The following is an 18,098-nucleotide window of genomic DNA, read 5'->3' on the forward strand; positions in this document are numbered from 1 at the left end:
TGCGGTTTTTCAGCAGAACCGCGTTGATGCCATCGCGGGCAAGCCCGGCTCCCACACAAGCGTGCCGCTGCAGTCTTTTATGCGCCTTTGGCCGAAGGCAGCTTGGATACCAGGCGCAGCGACACGGTCAGGCCTTCGAGCTGATAGTGCGGGCGCAGGTAGAACCTGGAGTTGTAGTACCCCGGGTTGCCTTCCACATCCTCGACGATCACTTCGGCCGCAGCCAATGGATGCTGAGCCTTGGTGGTTTCGGTGGAGTGCGCCGGATCACCGTCGACGTAGTTGAGGATCCAGTCCTGCAACCAGCGCTGCATTTCGTCCTTCTCTTTGAAGGAGCCGATCTTGTCGCGCACGATGCACTTCAAGTAATGAGCGAAACGGCAGGTGGCGAACAGGTACGGCAGGCGCGCGGCCAGGTTGGCGTTGGCGGTGGCGTCCGGGTCGTCGTACTCGGCCGGTTTCTGCAACGACTGGGCGCCGATGAACGCGGCGAAGTCGGTGTTTTTCTTGTGCAGCAGCGGCATGAAACCGTTCTTCGCCAGCTCCGCTTCACGGCGGTCCGAAATGGCGATTTCGGTCGGGCATTTCATGTCCACGCCACCATCGTCAGTCGGGAAGGTGTGCGCCGGCAGGTTTTCTACTTCACCGCCAGACTCCACGCCACGAATGCGCGAGCACCAGCCGAAGTGTTTGAACGAGCGGTTGATGTTCACCGCCATCGCGTAAGCGGCGTTGGCCCAGGTGTACTTGGAGCTGTCGGCACCGTCGGTGCTTTCTTCGAAGGCGAAGGCCTCCACCGGATCGGTCTTGGCGCCATACGGCAGACGCGCGAGGAAGCGCGGCATGGTCAGGCCGATGTAGCGCGAGTCTTCCGATTCGCGCAGCGAGCGCCAGCCGGCGTATTCCGGGGTGGTGAAGATTTTGGTCAGATCGCGCGGGTTCGACAGTTCCTGCCACGAGCCCATGCCCATCACGGTCGGCGAGGCGGCGGCGATGAATGGGGCGTGCATGGCGGCGCAGACTTTCGACAGTTCGCCCAACAGTTCCACGTCTGGAGGCGACTGGTCGAAGTAGTAATCGCCCACCAGGCAACCGTAAGGTTCGCCGCCGAACTGGCCGTATTCTTCCTCGTACATCTTCTTGAAGATCGGGCTCTGGTCCCACGCGGTGCCCTTGAATTTCTTCAGGGTCTTGTGCAGATCATTCTTGGAGATGTTGAGCACGCGGATCTTCAGTTGCTCGTCGCTCTCGGTGTTGTTGACCAGGTAGTGCAGGCCACGCCAGGCGCTTTCCAGTTGCTGGAAATCGGGGTGGTGAATGACCTGATTGACCTGAGCGGTGAGCTTGGCGTCGATGGCGGCGATGATCGACTCGATCGACTTGATCGCGTCGTTGGACACCAGGTCGGTCTGTGCCAGGGCCTGTTCGGCCAGGGTGCGCACGGCGGTCTCGACGGCTTCGCGGGCACGGTCGGTCTTGGGTTTGAATTCTTGCAGCAGCAGGGAGGCGAACTCGCTGGCTTCTTCGGTGGTGCTCAGTGTCTGAGCGTCTGCACGTACTGAATCGGTCATGATCATTCGTCCTGATTAAGCCTGAGGCTCGGCTGGCTTCGGCGCACTGGCAAGTGCCTGGAGCAGCGCCGGATCCTTGATGGCCTTCATGATGATTTCTTCGGCGCCAGTCTTGCCGTCCATGTAGGTCAGCAGGTTGGCCAGTTGGGTGCGCGCTTCGAGCAGCTTGTTCAGCGAGTCGACCTTGCGCGCCACGGCGGCGGGGCTGAAGTCGTCCATGCTTTCAAAGGTGATGTCCAGGCTCAGGTTGCCTTCGCCGGTCAGCTCGTTGGGCACGTTGAACGCGACGCGTGGCTGCATGGCCTTGAGGCGCGAGTCGAAGTTGTCGACATCCACCTCCAGGAACTTGCGATCGGCCACGGGTGCCAGAGGCTCGGCGGGCTTGCCGGCGAGGTCCGCCATGACGCCCATGACGAAGGGCAACTGGACCTTTTTCTCGGCGCCGTAAAGCTCGACGTCGTACTCGATCTGCACTCGAGGCGCACGGTTGCGCGCGATGAATTTCTGAGAACTTTGCTTCGCCACGTTGCTGCTCCTGGTCGCTCAAGCGACGGTGTTGGCGTCACCGGTGATACCGGTGACGTGACTGCGTGATCCGTTCGCTTTTATTCGCTGTCTGGTCCGCGCAGATTTTCAAATTGGCTCATGCCGTCGGGAATCAGATTGCGCACGATGGCCGCAAAGTCGGCGTGCACCAGATTCTTCGCCCGGTTCAACAGCACCGGCAGCGGGCTGGAGGGCTCATGACGGGTGTAGTACGCAAGAATCCGGTCCAGGCTGCGCAGCACGTCGTCGCGGTTGTTGATCTCGCCAGTGCCGGTACTGCGCGGAGCACTCGGTGCGCTCGGTGTGGTGGCGTGTTCAACCGGCGCGGCGCTGTCGTCACCGAGGGCATCGGGCAGGGGGCTGTCACCGCTCTGCGGGGCGAACTGGCCGAGGATCTGCAAAGCCATTTTGAGCGGTTGCTTCAACGGGCCAAGGTCAACGCCTTGGGCGGAACCAACTTGTTCGCTGACGTGCTGTTCGATGGCCTCGGCAGCACTGCGGGCCTCGTGCAGGGCGGCGCGGGTGATTTCAAGCTGTTCGGGATCGCTGTCGAGGAACGCCCCGGCGAGCTGTTCGGCGCCGAGGTTTTCGTCAGGGAAGCTTTGCAGGCCGCTGGCATTGGCGGCGGCGCGCAGGCTGACAGCGCCAAAGGTTCGCGAACGGGCCAGGATGCTTTCGCGCAACAGGCGAATGGTGGCATCGGACGTCAGGCCGGCGAGGGCATTGATGCGCACAGTGGGGTCGTTGTTGTCTTCGGCATCCAGACGCGGATGCAGGTCGGCCCAGTACTGCTTGAGCAATTCGCTGATCAGTGTCAGGACGCGGGCCAGGCCGCTGACGCCTTCGAGGGCAAGGGAGCTTTGCAAAAGGAAATGGGTGATGCGCAGGTCTTTGCTGCGTTGCAACAACGCCATGCTTTGCTGCTGGATGCTGCGCCATTCTGGGGGTTCGGCAGGCAATATCGAATCGCCCATGCTGCGCTCGGGCTTGCCTAGGGAGTCGCGTTCCAGGTGCAAAAAATCCGCGTCATATTCCAGATCTTCGCCACAAGGCGAAGTCGCGGACACGGCGGCGAGCAACAAAGGCACTTCCACTGAATTTGATCTCCATATCGCCCGCTCGAGAGTCGGGCAGTTCCATGTTAGTTCCAAGTGGAGCTTCACATGTTTCCTTGAATGTAATGGCCCTTTAGATGCGCAGTGATCTTAAAGTGCCATCATTCATATTCAAGAAGTTGTGCATTTTTGGTGTAGTACTTATGGCTTGTCAAGGTAAGCTATTTCCCCTGTGTGACAGATGTGAGGTGCTTAACAACCCGCGCGACCAGTGGGTCGAGGCGGGCACTGGTGCAGGTTTTTTGTCACGAAAGACGGTTAAGATCAGCAATCATGCTGGTAAAACGTGGTTTTTCAGGTTGTTTGCAAGGGTTGTCGGCGAGTCGCTCGGGCGTTAAGTCCCTCACTCGCCCGCGCGCAAAGTGTTCAGCAAGGAGGCAAGATGTCGCTGTGTTTGACTATCACTAGTTATCACAAAATTACCCCGGGTCAGTGCTCTGAAAAATCCATGGATCAGGGTGTGATGGCGATTGGCCGCAATTTGGATAATGACTGGATATTGCCTGACCCCGAGCGCTTGGTGTCCGGCAAACATTGCGTAATTCAATACAAAGATGGCCGCTACTACTTAACCGATAACAGCACTAATGGTGTGGAATTGGTCAAGGCCGGTATTCGTTTGCGCAAAGGAAACAGCGAGCCATTGCAAGATGGCGAAGTTATTAGAATCGGTGATTACGAAATCCAGGCGCGCATCGACTTCAGTCTGCCGGCGACCGACAGCAACCCTTTCGCTGATTCGTCCAATAGCTTCGAGGCCATGATGGGGCGCCAGGGCGCCGTTGCGACTGCTCCGACGTCGCTGTCCATGACACCACCTGCACATTTTCAGGGTGTGTCGGCAATGGACACACTGCCAGACCTGTTTGACTTCCTGGCACCGACCACCATCCCGCCGGCCACCCAGCCCGACCATGTCCCGGCCGAGCAGCATGACTTCCGACCACCGACCCCGATACCCCATCCAACGCCTGTGATCGAGCCTGTGCCGCAGACGTCAATGCCGGTGATTCCGGAAGATTGGGATCTGTTCAGCGACACGCCTGTGCCGGTAGCGGTCGCCCCTTTGCCGGTCGCAGAGGTTGCGCCGCCCCCCATGCCTGAACTCCGCGTGCCGATCGAGCCGGCCCCCGAACCGCCCGCGGCCATCGTCGAACGCCCGGTCAATCCGGTCAGTTCGGCCGACAACGCTCAACCCGACCTGTTGCAAGCCTTCCTGCGTGGCGCCGGGCTGGATCAGTTGCGCCTGGACAAGGCCCAGGCCGAAGCGCAGATGGAAAGCATCGGCCGCAGTTATCGGCTGATGGTCGAGGGCCTGATCGATGTCTTGCGTGCCCGCAGCAGTCTCAAGGGCGAGTTCCGCATTCAGCAGACGATGATTCAACCGGTGGAAAACAATCCGCTGAAATTCGCGCCCAATGTCGATGAAGCCTTGCTGTTGCTGTTGCGCCAGAGCAATCAGGCGTTCATGGCGCCGGACCTGGCGGTGCGCGACAGCTTCGATGATTTGCGTGCCCACCAATTGGCAGTGATGGCCGGTGTGGAAGCGGCGATCAAGCACCTGTTGGCGCGCTTCGAGCCGGCGCAACTGGAAGAGCGCATGGGCAAACCCGGTGGCCTGTCGAGCATTTTCAATGGCTCGCGACAGGCCCAGTACTGGCAGCAGTTCACCGAGCTCTACAGCAATATTTCCCGTGAGGCCCAAGAGGATTTCCAGGACCTGTTCGGTCGGGAATTCAGCCGCGCCTACGAACAACACAGTACAAGGCAGCGTCGCGGCTGAGCGCGCCATTCATAGCAAAAAATGGAACAACGGATAGCTGAAACGTCATTGAGGACGCAGGATGATTCCCAGGTTTTTACTCGCAGTCGCCACCGTGCTTCTGCTGGCCGCGTGTGCCAAGGATACGGTCAAACCCGAGGCCGCTGAGGCCGAGGCCGACACCGCCGCCGTCGAGTTGCACTTCCACGCCATCGCCAGCCTCAACCCCGGCACCAGCGGCCAACCGGCCCCGGTCCGGGTGCGCATTTTCGAACTGAAAAATGCCGCCACCTTCGGCCGTGCCGATTATTTCGCCTTGGCCGAACGCGCCCAGGCGACGCTCGGCGCAGACCTGATCGACCAGGACGAAGTGCTGGTCCAGCCCGGCCAGCAATTGAGCCTGCAACGCGACCTCGATCCGGCCACCCGCCACATCGGTGTGCTGGTGGGCTATCGCGAACTGGATCAGTCGTTGTGGCGCACGGTGATGAATGTCCCGCCGCGCCAATACACCGAATACCAGATCAGCCTCGATGTGCGCGCCGTGCGCAGCGCCGTCGTGGTTCCCCCATCCAGCCCTGCCCAATAAAGCAATCGGAGCTCCCATGTCCTGGAACAATCGCGTGGTCTGGTCAGAAGGCATGTTCATTGGAACGCAGCACTTCCAACAGCATGACCGTTACCTGGAAAACCTCATCGACGCCCGAAGCCGCCCGTTATCGGCCGGCGCCTGGGGTTTCTCCGAATTGCTGATCGATCAGGGCCTGTTGGCCCAGGGCAAACTGGCAATCATCTCGGCGCGGGGGCTGTTGCCGGACGGCACGCCCTTCAACATTCCCCAGGATGACCTGGCGCCGAGCCCACTGAATGTCGACGACAACCTGCGCGATGGCTTGGTGTACCTGGCCTTGCCGCTCAAGCGCGCCGGTGCCCGGGACACCGTTGATGACGGCGAAACCCTGGGCGCTGCGCGCTACGTGAGCCAGGTGCGCGAAGTACGGGACGACAACGCACCGTTCGAAAACCGTGCGCCAGTGGCCGTGGGTTCCAGGGCGCTGCGATTGTTGATTGCCGAGGATGGCATCAGCGACTACGCCGCCATCGGCCTGGTACGAATCAAGGAGAAACGCGCCGACCGCGCCCTGGTGCTCGACGACACTTACATCCCGCCGCTGCTGGATGTCTCCGCCGCCAAACCGCTGGCCGCGTTTCGCAGCGAACTGCTGGGCCTGCTGCACCAACGTGGCGAAGCCCTCGCCGGGCGGGTGGTGGCGTCCGGTGCCGGCGGTGCCTCGGAAATTGCCGACTTCATGCTGCTGCAACTGGTCAACCGCGCTCAGCCGTTGATTCAGCACTTGAGCCAGTTGAGTCCGTTGCACCCCGAGCGGTTCTACAGCGAACTGGTGAGCCTGGCCGGCGAGTTCTCGACCTTTACCGCTTCCGGGCGGCGACCGCAGGAATATCCGCAGTACCAGCACGATAACCTCGCGCTGAGTTTTGCGCCGGTGATGCAAGCCTTGCGTGAAGCGCTGTCGATGTTGATCGACAGCAAGGCCACGCCGATTCCGATTGTCGAAAAAGCCTACGGCGTGCATGTGGCGATGCTGGCCGACAAGACCCTGCTCGACAGCGCCAGCTTCATCCTGGTGGTGCGCGCCGACGTGCCCGCCGAAACCCTGCGCGGTCACTTCGGCCAACAGAGCAAGGTCGGCTCGGTGGAGCACATCCGCAACCTGGTCAACCTGCAATTGCCGGGCATTGGCCTGCTGCCGCTGCCGGTGGCACCACGGCAACTTCCTTATCACGCCGGCTCCACCTATTACGAACTGGACCGGGGCAGCGAGCATTGGCAGCAACTGGCCAACTCCGGCGGTTTTGCGTTCCACATCGCGGGGCAGTTCCCGGGGTTGAACCTGGCTTTCTGGGCGATCCGAGGATAAACCGCGATGAGCAACGACGATCGTACCCAGTTCATGCCGACCCCCGGTGGTCGTGGCGCCGACCCGGTCCGCCCGCAGGCTGGCCGTGCCCAGCCCGCGCCGCTTTCGATGCCGGCCGCGCCGCTTTTGACCGGCAAAGCCGAAGGTCTCAACCCCTTGGAAAGCGCCGCTGGCCCGCTGCTGGCTTTGCTGACCCGCTTGCGCAATACGATTGCCCACCCGGCGCCAGCGAGCCTGCGAGCGCAATTGTTGGCCTACCTGCGCCAGTTCGAGGAGCGCGCCGAGGCCGCCGGCGTGGTGCGCAACGATGTGTTGCTGGCCCGTTACGCCTTGTGCACCGCCCTCGATGAAGCGGTGTTGAGTACGCCGTGGGGCGGCACCAGCGACTGGGGCAAACAGAGCCTGCTGATCACCGTGCACAACGAAGCCTGGGGCGGCGAGAAGGTGTTCCAGCTGTTGGAACATTGCCTGCAAAGCCCCCGCGAACGTTTGTATCTGCTGGAGCTTTTGTACCTGTGCATGTGCCTGGGTTTCGAAGGGCGCTATCGGGTCATGATCGACGGTCGCAGCCAACTGGAAGCCTTGCGTGAGCGCACCAGCGCAGTCATCCGCAGCGCCCGTGGCGAATACGAGCGTGAACTCTCGCCCCATTGGCGCGGCGTCACCGTGGCCCGCGACCGGCTGGCGCAATTCATGCCGCCATGGATCGCTGTGGTCATCGGCGTGGCGCTGCTGCTGGCACTGCTGTTCGGTCTGCGTTTGAAACTGGCTGCGGATGCTGAGCCGGTGTTCAAGAACATCCATGCCCTCGGCGAGATCCCGGTGCAGGCCATCGACCGTCCGGTGGCGCAACCGAAACTGATCGAGCGTCCGCGTCTGGCAGGTTTCCTGGCCGATGAAATCAAGGCCGGTCGGGTAGCCGTGGAAGATGCCGTTGACCGTTCAGTGGTGACCATCCGTGGCGATGAGCTGTTCGCCTCGGGCAGCGCCAGCGTCGTCGACAATTTCCAGCCGCTGATGCTGCGCATCGCCGATGCCATTCGCAAGGTCAAGGGTCAGGTCCGGGTGACCGGTCACAGTGACAATCGCCGGATTGCCACCCTGCGGTTTCCATCGAACTGGGCCTTGTCCGAGGCTCGGGCCACCTCGGTGCTGCAAATCCTCTCGGCCAAGACCGGCCAGCCTGAGCGCTTCAGCGCCGAAGGCCGTAGCGACACCGAGCCACTGGCCTCGAACGCTACAGCAGAGGGCCGCGCACGCAATCGTCGGGTCGAAATCACAGTGTTGGCGGAGGGGGTCGAGTGAAGGCGTTTTTCAGTTTTATCATCCGCTGGGTCATCCCGCTGCTGGGGCTGATCGCCCTGAGCCTGATCATCTGGTTTATCGGGCCGCTGCTCGAATGGCTGGTGCCTGAAGGTCGGCGCTGGGCGCTGATCATTCTGGTGTTCGCGGTGTGGATTGCCTACCGGGTGTTTCGCATCATCCAGGCCCGCCGTCAGGCCGCCGAAGTGATGCGCAGCCTGGCGGCGCAAACCCCGCCGGACCCGACCAGCATCGCCACGGCCGAAGAGCTTGAAACCCTGCGCCAGCGCATGGACGAAGCCTTGACGCTGTTGAAGAAAGCCAAGCTGGGCGGTGACGAGCGACGCAATCTCTACGAACTGCCGTGGTACGTGATCATCGGCCCGCCGGGTTCGGGCAAGACCACGGCGCTGGTCAACTCCGGGCTGCATTTTCCGTTGGCGGCGCAGTTGGGCGCCGGGGCGGTACGCGGCGTCGGTGGCACGCGCAATTGCGATTGGTGGTTCACCGATCAGGCCGTGCTGCTCGACACGGCCGGGCGCTACACCACCCAGGACAGCGATGCGACGGTGGATAAAGCCGCATGGCTGGGCTTTCTCGGCCTGTTGAAAAAACAGCGGCCCCGACGCCCGATTGACGGCGCGTTCATCGCCATCAGCCTTTCCGACCTGCTGCTGGGCAGCGACGCCGAGCGCGCCGCCCATGCCGCCGCGATCCGCCTGCGAATCCAGGAGCTGTACACGCAACTGGGTGTGCGTTTTCCGATCTACCTGATGCTGACCAAACTCGATCTGGTGCCGGGGTTCATGGAGTATTTCGATACCCTGAGCAAGGAAGAGCGGACTCAGGTCTGGGGCACGACCTTTGCCCTGGACGACGGTAAAAGCAATGACAGCCCGCTGGCCCATCTGCAAAGCGAATTCGCCGGCCTGGAGCAGCGCCTCAACGATCGTTTGGTGGAACGTTTGCAACAGGAACGCGACCCGGCGCGGCGCGATCTGATCTACGGCTTCCCGCAGCAGTTCGGCGCGTTGAAGGATTGCCTGCAAAGCTTCCTTGAGGGCGTATTCAAACCCAACGCCTTTGAAGAACGAGTGCTGTTGCGCGGGGTGTATTTCACCAGCGGTACCCAGGAAGGCAGCCCGATTGACCGCCTGATCGGTTCCATGGCCCAGAGCATGAACCTGGACCGCCAGCACCTGGCGCGCCAGAACGGCACCGGACGCAGTTACTTCATCGAAAAACTCTTCAGCGCCGTGGCCTTCGCCGAGCGTGGGCTGGTGGGGGTCAACCCGAAAGTCGAACGTCGGCGCAAGTGGATCGCCCGGGGTGTGCTGGCCTCGACCGTGGCCTTGGTGCTGGTGGTCGGGACCTTGTGGTGGGTCAGCTATCGCGCCAACCAGGCGTATATCGCGCAAGTCGATCAGAAAGTCGCACCCCTGGGCCAGGCCGTGCAAAACCTCAGCCCGGCCCAGCGGGACGTGCTTGCGGTATTGCCGTTGCTCAACGCGGTGAAGCATCTGGCCGGCGACGCACCGAACTGGGCCGAAGGCCTGGGCCTGTATCAGGGCGACATGCTTGAAGCCGAGTCCGGCAGCGTCTATCGCAAGCTGTTGATCGCGGTCTTCGCGCCACGCTTGCTCACGCGCATCGAAGAGCAACTGCACGGCGGCGGCAATTCGGACTTCCTTTACGAAGGCTTGAAGGCCTACCTGATGCTCGCCGACAGCGAGCATTACGATGCCGACTTCATCAAGGCGTGGATCGCCCTCGACTGGGACCGCAGCCTGCCGCGCGACTTGCCGGCCGATCAGCGTCTGGCCCTGGCAGAGCACTTGCGGGCGCTGTTCGAGCGCCATCCGCCCACCGCACGTCTGGACCCGCGCCTGATCGATGACCTGCGCCGACAGTTGCAACAACTGCCGGTGGCCCAGCGTGTCTATGACCGGGTCAAGCGGCAGAAACTGCCGGACGGCATTCCGGATTTTCGTATCAACGAAGCGGCCGGGCGCGATGCCGCGCTGGTGTTCAGCCGCAAGAGCGGCAAGCCGCTGGGCGAACCCTTGAGCGGCTTCTTCACGGCCAAGGGTTACCGCCAAGGGTTTTTGCTCACCAGCCTGAACCAGACCGGCACCCTGGCCGAGGAGCAGTGGGTGCTCGGTCGCGACCAGGCAGAACAGCAGAACGTCGCCAGCCTGGCCGCCGACGTGCGACGCCTGTATTTCCAGGATTACCAGCGTCAGTGGGACGCCTTGCTGGCGGATATCGACTTTGTGCCGATCACCAGCGTGGCCCAGGCCGCCGATGTGTTGCGGGTGATTTCCGGCCCGACCTCGCCATTGAAAAAACTGCTGGTGGCGGTGGCGAAGGAAACCGATCTGCAACAGGAAGAACGCCTGCTGGCCGCCAAGGGTGCGCCGGTGGAGGGCGGGGTCGACAAGCTCAAGGAGCGCTTGGGCAGCTTGCTCGGCCAGGAGCAGGCGAGGCAAAACACAACTGCGGCGAGCGAAGATCCAATCACCGCGCATTTTGCCGAGCTCAACCGCATCGTCAGCAAAAGCGAAGGCGAGCCGGCGGCCATCGACGGCCTGCTGGCCGACATGAACGCCCTGTACGTGCAGGTCAGCGCCATGGTCGGCGCCAGCGGCGATGCCTTGCTCGGCGAAGCCAAGAACCAGGCCGTAGCCGCTGCGACACGGGTCAACCTCAATGCCGAACGTCAGCCGCCGCTGGTGCAGGGGCTGGTCAAATCGGTGGTCAACTCCACCACCAACAGCATGATGGGCGGGGTACGCAATCAATTGAATGCGGCCTGGACCAGCGAAGTGGTGAACATCTATCGCCAGTCCCTTGCCGGGCGTTATCCGATGTCGCCGGGCAGTGCGCGGGACGCGACCCTGGACGACTTCGGCCAGTTCTTCGGTGTGGGCGGGGTGATGGACAACTACTTCCGCAAATACCTGCAACCGTATGTGGATACCTCGACCCAGGCCTGGCGCTGGCAACCGGGCGCCGCGCAGAAGCTCGGTATTGCCCCTGGCGTGCTGCAAACCTTCCAGCGGGCAGCGACCATCCGGGATGCATTTTTCCGTTCCGGCGGCACCCAGCCGATGGTGCGCTTCGAACTCAAGCCAGTGACGATGGACGCCACTGTCACCCAGTTTTTGCTCGACCTCGATGGCCAGCAATTGAGCTACGACCACGGTCCGAGCCGCCCGACCTCCATGCAATGGCCCAACCCCGGCAGCATCGGAGTGGTGCGGATCTCGATCATGCCGCCTTCGGCCAACGGTCGTTCCGGCATCACCCTGGACGGGCCATGGGCGTGGTTTCGCCTGCTGGAGCAATCGGACCTGACGGCCGGCAATTCGCCGGATCGCTTCAACCTGCGACTGCGGGTCGACGGTGCCAGCGCCTCTTATGAACTGCGCGCCAACAGCGCCTTCAACCCGTTCAAGAGCCGTGTGCTCAGCGGTTTCAGCTTGCCGGAGCGGTTATGAACACGCCGGGCTTCTATGGAAAGTTGGCTAGTCGCGGGGACTTTGTCAGCCGAGGCTTGCCGCAGAGTTTTATCGGCCCCTGGGATTCGTGGCTGGCGGCGGGCCTGCTCGCCAGCCAGACCAGCCTCGGCGACCGTTGGCTGGATGCCTATCTGGTCAGCCCGCTGTGGCGCTTTATGGTCGGGCCCGGTGTATGTGGGCCGCAGGCCGCCGTTGGGGTGGTGATGCCGAGCATCGATCGGGTTGGCCGGTATTTTCCGCTGACCGTCGCGGTGCTGCTGGATCACGACGCTGACCCGGCATCGGTGGTGGGCGGTTCGGATATCTGGTTTGAACAGGTTGAGCAATTGCTGTTGAGCACGTTGAGCGTGGAGGCGAGCTTCGAAGCCTTCGGCGCGGAATTGGAAGCACTGGGTAGCCCGGCGTGCCTGCCGCGCATTCCAAGCAGCCGTTTTGCCGGCCTGCATCGCTTCGATGCCACCGATTCGAAGGCGCGCATGAGCGCACTTGCCGAACAGGCCTGCGAAGGCACAAGCCTGTGGTGGGGCCAGGGTTCGGAGCGTATCGCCCCCGCTTTATTACGGTGTCAGGGCCTGCCTGTCGCCGCCGATTTTGCGCAATTTTTGCTCGGCCAAGAAGGTGTTGCGTAGATGCGTCCAAGCGTTGGAAAGACGTTCAAGTCTGCAAGCAAGAGCCACGTCGGTATGGTCCGCCAGGTTAATGAAGATGCTTATCTGGACCTGCCGGAAAACGGCCTGTGGGTGGTCGCCGATGGCATGGGCGGGCACGCGGCGGGCGATTACGTCAGCAGCCTGATCGTCGACAGCCTGCGCCGTATTGGCGTGGGTCGTTCGCTGGATGAATACGTCGCGGCGCTGCAAACCGACCTGCAGCGAGTCAACGCCGCCGTGCGCGAAGAAACCGCCCATCGTGGCGTGATCATGATGGGCAGCACGGTGGTGGTGCTGGCCACGCGCGACTTGCGCGGGGTATGCCTGTGGGCGGGTGACAGCCGCTTGTATCGCCTGCGTGACGGCCTGCTTGAAGGCATCTCGCGGGACCACAGTTACGTTCAGGATTTGCAGGACAGCGGCCTGCTCAGCGAAGCCGAAGCCCGGGTGCATCCACGGGCCAATATTGTCACCCGCGCCATCGGGGTCGAGGCGCAACTGGAGCTGACGATGGTCGAGCTGCTGTTGATGCCCGGCGACAGTTACCTGTTGTGCAGCGACGGCCTGAACAAGACCGTCGAAGACCATGAAATCACCGAGGTGCTGAGCCACGACGAGCCCGGGGAAATCGCCAGCAGCCTGGTGTCCCTGGGCCTGATGCGCGGCGCTCCGGACAACATCACCGTCATCGTCGTGAAGGTGCCTTCATGATCCCCACCGCGAACATTCTGATCCCCGGCTACGACATCGGCGACGAGATCGGCGAAGGCGCCATGGCCAGCGTTTACCTGGCGACCCAGCGCTCGCTGGAGCGCAAGGTGGCATTGAAGATCATGGCCGCCGCGCTGGCGGCCGACCCGAGCTTCTGCGAGCGCTTCCTGCGCGAAGGCAAAACCCTGGCGCGCCTGTCTCACCCGCATACGGTCACTATCCATGACATCGGCAATGTCGGTGAGCTGTATTACATGGCCATGGAATACCTGCCCAACGGCACGCTCAAGGAGCGCATCGCTGCCGGCCTGACGCCGGAGCAGGGCCTGATCTACATCCGCCAGATCGCCTCGGCCCTGGGTTATGCCCATGGGCTGGGACTGGTTCATCGCGACGTCAAACCGGCGAACATTCTGTTCCGTGCCGATGGCACGGCGGTGCTCTCGGACTTCGGCATCGCCAAGTCCCTGGACGACCGCACCCAATTCACTCAGGCCGGTTTCGCCGTCGGCACGCCCAGCTACATGAGCCCGGAACAGGCGCGCGGCCAGGACATTGACGGCCGGGCCGACCTGTATGCGCTGGGCGTGGTGCTTTATGAAATCCTCGTCGGCAAGCTGCCGTACAGCGGCAACGACGCGCTCTCCACGGCCCTGGCGCATTTGACCGAACCGTTGCCGGAACTGCCGGAGCACCACGGTCGTTATCAGGACGTGCTGCGAAAGCTGTTGGCCAAGGACCCGGCGGAGCGGTTTGCGGACGCGGCAGCGCTGTTGCAGGCGCTGGATACTCTGCCCAAGGCATCGGTTGAAGCTGAAGCGACCTTGATCCAGCCATTGGCGATTCCGCTGTCGCTGAAACCGACTGGCGATGACCTGGCGGGATTGACGCCGGTGTCCATCGACATACCGAGCGGCCCCGCGCAGCCTCAATCCCGAACCACGCCAGTTCCGCCGACCGTCAAGCCGACGCCGCAGACCTCGATCTCGGAGCAGCGAAAGGGCCCCGTGTTCGCACTCGCTGCGGTCGCGGTGGCCGTGGCGCTGGCCTTGGGCGGCGCGGGTTATTGGTGGCTGTCCGGTGACGTCGAGACCGACGCCAAGGTGCCGGTGGTTTCAGCACCGCCGGCCAGTGCGCCGCCGACCGTTGCGCCCCCCGTAAAGCCCCCTGTGGCGGCGGAGGTCGATGGCGGTCAACGTCCGCTGCTGATGGCCGGCAAAAAAACCTTGTTCCAGCGGGTACTCAGCAAGCCGGGGGCGAAGCTCGCCAGCGAAGCGGGGGCCGCGCCAGGCAAGGCGTTGCCGGCGTTTTCCGTGCTTTACGTCTATCAGCGCAAAGAGGTTGATGGCAGCCCGTGGCTGCGGGTCGGCGCCGCCACCGACGGGCGCAGTGACGGCTGGTTGCCGGCCGCGCAAGTCAGCGACTGGAAGCAGAGTCTGGTGCTCAAGTTCACCGAACGCTCCGGCCGTGCGCCGGTGATGTTCCTGCGTCAGCCTGGCGATGTAGAGAAGCTGCTGGCCGATCCGTCGGCGGCGAAAAACCTGCTGCTCAAGACCCAGCAGAACCATGAGGACAATCAACGGGTGCTGGCCCTGGAACCGGCGGCCAGCGCGGTGCCGCAGAACCAGTTTTACCTGTTGCCGATCTTCGATTCGCGCGAGAGCTTCGATGAAAGCGGCCAGCCGGTGCAGTTGCTGAACGTGGCGTCCATCGATCCCGGTAATGCACCGAAGGCTGCCGCCAACAACACGCCGATCACGACCGCTAACGCCGACGCGTTCCGCACCGCCGTGGTGTTGGTCGTGGACACCACCGTGTCCATGCAGCCCTACATCGATCAGGTACGCGATGTCGTGCACGAACTGCAAACCCGCATTGCCGAGCGTGGCGAGTTGGGCAGCGTCAGCTTCGGCCTGGTGGGTTTTCGCAGCAGCACCCAGAAAACCCCGGGCCTGGAATACGTCGCCAAAACCCTGATCACCCTGGAACAGGGCCGCGACCCGCAGCGCTTCATGGACCTGGCGCGGCAGGTCAAGGCGTCTACGGTGTCCAGCCATTCGTTCAACGAAGATGCGTTTGCCGGTGTGATGGAAGCGGTCGAGGGCATGGACTGGTCCGGCTATGGCGGGCGCTTGATCCTGTTGGTCACCGATGCCGGTGCCTTGCGCAAGAACGACCCCTATGCCGCAACGCAAATGAACGAAGCCGAAGTGCGCCAAGCCGCGCTGGGCAAGCAGATCAAGATCTACGCCTTGCACCTGCTCAGCGATGCCGGCAAGAAAACCCACGGTGGTGCGCAAAGCCAGTACCGCACCCTGACCGCCGACGCCAATCCGCAGATCGGCGACTTGTACATTCCGGTGCCGGGCGCTGATGTGCGCAAGTTCGGGCAGCGGGTGGACGAGATCGGTTCGGTGTTTGCCGACCTGGTGCATCAGGTGCGCAGCGACAAGCCGCAAACCGTGCCGCTGCTGAGCGCCGCGCCGAGTCTGAGCGACAAATCGGCGGCCGTCGGCTACGCGATGCACATGGACTTCCTGGGGCGCAAAGCCGCCAGCCAGGCGCCGCAACTGGTCAGCGCCTGGACCGCCGACCGCGACCTGACCAACCCGGCACTGCCGGCGTTCCAGGTGTGCGTGATGCTGACCAAATTGCAGCTCAACGACTTGCAGCAATCGCTGAAACTGATCGTCGATGCCGCCCGCAAGACCCAGAGCTCGCCGAAGAATTTCTTCCAGGAAATCGCCAGCGCCAGCGCCTACATGAGCCGCGATCCTTCGGCTTTGCGCAAGGGTGGCAACCTGGCCAATGGCGGGGTTCTGGGTGAGTACCTGGAAGGGCTGCCCTATCGCAGCAAGTCGTTGAGCATGACCCAGGACTTGTGGCTTTCGTTGAGCGTGGCCGAGCAGGAAGACTTTATCGACGAGCTGGATTCGAAAATCCGCCTCTACGAAACCTTCCACAACGACTTGGCCAACTGGGTGCGTTTCGGCGATGCCGAACCGGGTGATGCCTTGTACCGCGTTCCGTTGTCGACGCTGCCGTGATGTTGAACATGAGTGCCGTGCACAAAAACCGGGGCGCCGGCAGCCAACGCTACAGCCTGGTGATTCCACGGCTGCAACTGCGTGCAGGTGAACAACTGGCGGTGGTCGGTCCCAGTGGCTGTGGCAAAAGCACATTGCTGGATTTGCTGGCGCTGGTGCTGGCTCCGGATCAGGCCGGGCAGTTTGATTTTGCGCCCGACCAAACCAGAACGGACATCGCCGGGCTGTGGCGTGCAGAGGCTCAAAGTGCCTTGGCGGACCTGCGTCGCCGGCACTTGGGCTACGTGCTGCAAACCGGTGGCCTGCTGGATTTTCTGGACGTGCGCGGCAACATCGACCTGTCGCGCAAACTGCTCGGTTTGAAAGACGACGGCAGCGTGGATCGCCTGGCCGGGGCGTTGGATATCGTCGAGCAACTGGGCAAAAAACCTGGCGACTTGTCCGTCGGCCAACGGCAACGGGTCAGCTGCGCCCGCGCCCTGGCCCACGGGCCGCGTCTGCTGCTGGCCGATGAGCCGACCGCCGCCCTCGATCCGCTGAACGCCGAGCGGGTGATGCAGTTGCTGGTGACCCAGGCCCGCGAACACGGCGTGTGCTGCGTCGTCGCCACCCACGATGAGTCGCTGGCCCGCGCCAGCGGTTTGCAGGTGCGGCGCATCAGTTGTCGTCGCGACGTCGATGGCGGTGTCACCGCCACCCTCGGGGAGGCCTGCTGATGCGCGCGCTGGTGGCTTCCCTGGCCTGGCAGGATTACCGCAACGATGCGTGGCTGTCGGCCTGTTCGGTTCTGGCGCTGGTGGCAGTGGTCGCGCCGTTGCTGGTGCTGTTCGGCTTGAAATTCGGCCTGGTCAGCAGCTTGACCGAGCGCCTGGAAAACGACCCGGCCACTCGGGAAGTCATCCCCTTGGGTGGCGGCCGGTTCAGTGCTGCGTTTATCGAACAATTGAACCAGCGCGGCGACGTGGCTTTCGCCTTGCCGCGCACCCGGCAGATTGCCGCGACGGCGGATCTGAGCGCTGGTGCTGCGACGGTAACCGTCGAAATGATCCCCACCGCCGCCAACGATCCCTTGCTCGGCAATCTGCCGGTGCCCCAAGGGCTGGATCAGGTGCTGCTCAGCCAGACCGCCGCCGAAAAGCTCGGGGCCAAGGCCGGTGATTGGCTGCAGGCCAGCGTCGGTCGGCAAGTGGCCGGTCGTGGCGAGGCGCAGCGCACACGCGTTCAGGTGTTGCGCGTACTGCCGCTGGAAGCCTTCGCCCGGGACGGGGTGTTCGCACCGTTGGCCTTGCTCGAAGCGGCTGAAGATTACCGGGACGGTCGCGCCGTGCCTGCGCTCGGTTGGTCAGGTGATGCGGTGGGCGTGACAGAGCAGCGGGTGTATCCGGCGTTTCGCCTGTATGCCCGCAGCCTCAAGGATGTCGAGCCGCTGCGTCAGTACTTCGCTGCGCAGAACCTGCTGATCTCGACCCAGGCCCAGACCATCGCCCAAGTGCAATCGCTGAGCCGCAACCTGTCGATCGTGTTCTGGATCATCGCCGGCTTGGCCTTGGCGGGAGCGTTCGCAGCGATTTTTGCCGGCGCGTTGGCGGCGGTCGAGCGCAAGCGCCGGGAGTTGTCGGTGTTGCGCCTGCTGGGGTTTTCCACGGCGGCGTTGCTTTTGTTTGTGGTGTTGCAGGCGCTGTACAGCGCCGGCCTTGCCGCCCTGTTGAGCGCCGGGCTGTATGGCCTGGCGCAATCGGGCCTGAACCATTTATTTGTGCAGATGCCAGGCGAGTACGCCAGCCATCTGCTGGCGCGTCACTACGCGTTGGCCCTGGTGGCCGTGCTCGGCGTCAGCGCCGTGGCAGCGGCCTGTGGTGGCTGGCGAGTGGCGCGTATCCAGGCATGTGAAGGAATTCGAGATGTATAAGTTACTGGGCGCCGCCGTGGCGCT

At 62.9% G+C, this 18,098-nt stretch carries 13 protein-coding genes; 10 read left to right on the top strand and 3 right to left on the bottom strand.

The window, feature by feature from the left end:
• Positions 1-77: 77 nt before the first annotated feature.
• From tssC to tssA, 3 genes are all read right to left on the bottom strand, one after another.
• Positions 78-1,571: a type VI secretion system contractile sheath large subunit gene (tssC, locus tag AC3WP4_RS07655; RefSeq protein ID WP_074872049.1), complete on the bottom strand. Its 1,494-nt coding sequence runs from the start codon at positions 1,569-1,571 to the stop codon at positions 78-80.
• Positions 1,572-1,586: 15 nt separating this feature from the next.
• A complete protein-coding gene (gene tssB / locus AC3WP4_RS07660) occupies positions 1,587-2,096 on the bottom strand; it encodes a type VI secretion system contractile sheath small subunit (protein WP_102614536.1) in 510 nt (169 codons plus the stop codon).
• An 80-nt stretch (positions 2,097-2,176) separates the two neighbouring features.
• Positions 2,177-3,211: a type VI secretion system protein TssA gene (tssA, locus tag AC3WP4_RS07665; protein ID WP_102614537.1), complete on the bottom strand. Its 1,035-nt coding sequence runs from the start codon at positions 3,209-3,211 to the stop codon at positions 2,177-2,179.
• A gap of 403 nt (positions 3,212-3,614) precedes the next feature.
• Here tssA and tagH point away from each other — a divergent pair, with 403 nt between their 5' ends.
• The 10 genes from tagH to AC3WP4_RS07715 all read left to right on the top strand — a co-directional run bounded on the left by tagH (position 3,615) and on the right by AC3WP4_RS07715 (position 18,074).
• Entirely contained in the window at positions 3,615-5,015 is a 1,401-nt protein-coding gene (gene tagH, locus AC3WP4_RS07670; RefSeq protein WP_102614538.1) for a type VI secretion system-associated FHA domain protein TagH, read from the top strand.
• Positions 5,016-5,076: 61 nt separating this feature from the next.
• On the top strand, positions 5,077-5,583 hold the full coding sequence (tssJ, locus tag AC3WP4_RS07675; protein ID WP_074872044.1) for a type VI secretion system lipoprotein TssJ: 507 nt from the start codon (positions 5,077-5,079) through the stop codon (positions 5,581-5,583).
• Between the two features lie 16 nt (positions 5,584-5,599).
• A complete protein-coding gene (tssK, locus tag AC3WP4_RS07680) occupies positions 5,600-6,934 on the top strand; it encodes a type VI secretion system baseplate subunit TssK (RefSeq protein WP_074872042.1) in 1,335 nt (444 codons plus the stop codon).
• A gap of 6 nt (positions 6,935-6,940) precedes the next feature.
• Positions 6,941-8,239, top strand: coding sequence for a DotU family type VI secretion system protein (locus tag AC3WP4_RS07685; protein ID WP_102614539.1), 1,299 nt, complete (start codon positions 6,941-6,943; stop codon positions 8,237-8,239).
• Positions 8,236-11,736 (top strand): type VI secretion system membrane subunit TssM, encoded by a 3,501-nt coding sequence (gene tssM / locus AC3WP4_RS07690; RefSeq protein ID WP_102614540.1) that lies wholly within the window; start codon positions 8,236-8,238, stop codon positions 11,734-11,736. Before AC3WP4_RS07685 ends, tssM begins: the two co-directional genes overlap by 4 nt.
• On the top strand, positions 11,733-12,386 hold the full coding sequence (tagF, locus tag AC3WP4_RS07695; protein ID WP_102614541.1) for a type VI secretion system-associated protein TagF: 654 nt from the start codon (positions 11,733-11,735) through the stop codon (positions 12,384-12,386). The genes tssM and tagF overlap by 4 nt, the downstream gene beginning before the upstream one ends.
• Entirely contained in the window at positions 12,387-13,118 is a 732-nt protein-coding gene (locus tag AC3WP4_RS07700) for a PP2C family protein-serine/threonine phosphatase (protein WP_102614542.1), read from the top strand.
• Positions 13,115-16,165 (top strand): serine/threonine-protein kinase, encoded by a 3,051-nt coding sequence (locus AC3WP4_RS07705; protein ID WP_102614543.1) that lies wholly within the window; start codon positions 13,115-13,117, stop codon positions 16,163-16,165. Before AC3WP4_RS07700 ends, AC3WP4_RS07705 begins: the two co-directional genes overlap by 4 nt.
• Positions 16,165-16,881 carry an ABC transporter ATP-binding protein gene (locus tag AC3WP4_RS07710; RefSeq protein ID WP_102614544.1) on the top strand — a complete coding sequence of 239 codons (717 nt, stop codon included), beginning with the start codon at positions 16,165-16,167 and terminating at the stop codon, positions 16,879-16,881. Before AC3WP4_RS07705 ends, AC3WP4_RS07710 begins: the two co-directional genes overlap by 1 nt.
• Positions 16,881-18,074 carry an ABC transporter permease gene (locus AC3WP4_RS07715; RefSeq protein ID WP_102614545.1) on the top strand — a complete coding sequence of 398 codons (1,194 nt, stop codon included), beginning with the start codon at positions 16,881-16,883 and terminating at the stop codon, positions 18,072-18,074. Before AC3WP4_RS07710 ends, AC3WP4_RS07715 begins: the two co-directional genes overlap by 1 nt.
• Positions 18,075-18,098: the final 24 nt, after the last annotated feature.

Source organism: Pseudomonas sp. FW305-20 (assembly GCF_058788075.1).

Coding starts and splice junctions, on each gene's coding strand:
- AC3WP4_RS07700 (WP_102614542.1), top strand. CDS start 12,387: ATGCGTCCAAGCGTTGGAAAGACGTTCAAGTCTGCAAGCAAGAGCCAC.
- tagH (WP_102614538.1), top strand. CDS start 3,615: ATGTCGCTGTGTTTGACTATCACTAGTTATCACAAAATTACCCCGGGT.
- tssK (WP_074872042.1), top strand. CDS start 5,600: ATGTCCTGGAACAATCGCGTGGTCTGGTCAGAAGGCATGTTCATTGGA.
- AC3WP4_RS07710 (WP_102614544.1), top strand. CDS start 16,165: ATGTTGAACATGAGTGCCGTGCACAAAAACCGGGGCGCCGGCAGCCAA.
- tssJ (WP_074872044.1), top strand. CDS start 5,077: ATGATTCCCAGGTTTTTACTCGCAGTCGCCACCGTGCTTCTGCTGGCC.
- tssC (WP_074872049.1), bottom strand. CDS start 1,571: ATGACCGATTCAGTACGTGCAGACGCTCAGACACTGAGCACCACCGAA.
- tagF (WP_102614541.1), top strand. CDS start 11,733: ATGAACACGCCGGGCTTCTATGGAAAGTTGGCTAGTCGCGGGGACTTT.
- AC3WP4_RS07685 (WP_102614539.1), top strand. CDS start 6,941: ATGAGCAACGACGATCGTACCCAGTTCATGCCGACCCCCGGTGGTCGT.
- AC3WP4_RS07705 (WP_102614543.1), top strand. CDS start 13,115: ATGATCCCCACCGCGAACATTCTGATCCCCGGCTACGACATCGGCGAC.
- AC3WP4_RS07715 (WP_102614545.1), top strand. CDS start 16,881: ATGCGCGCGCTGGTGGCTTCCCTGGCCTGGCAGGATTACCGCAACGAT.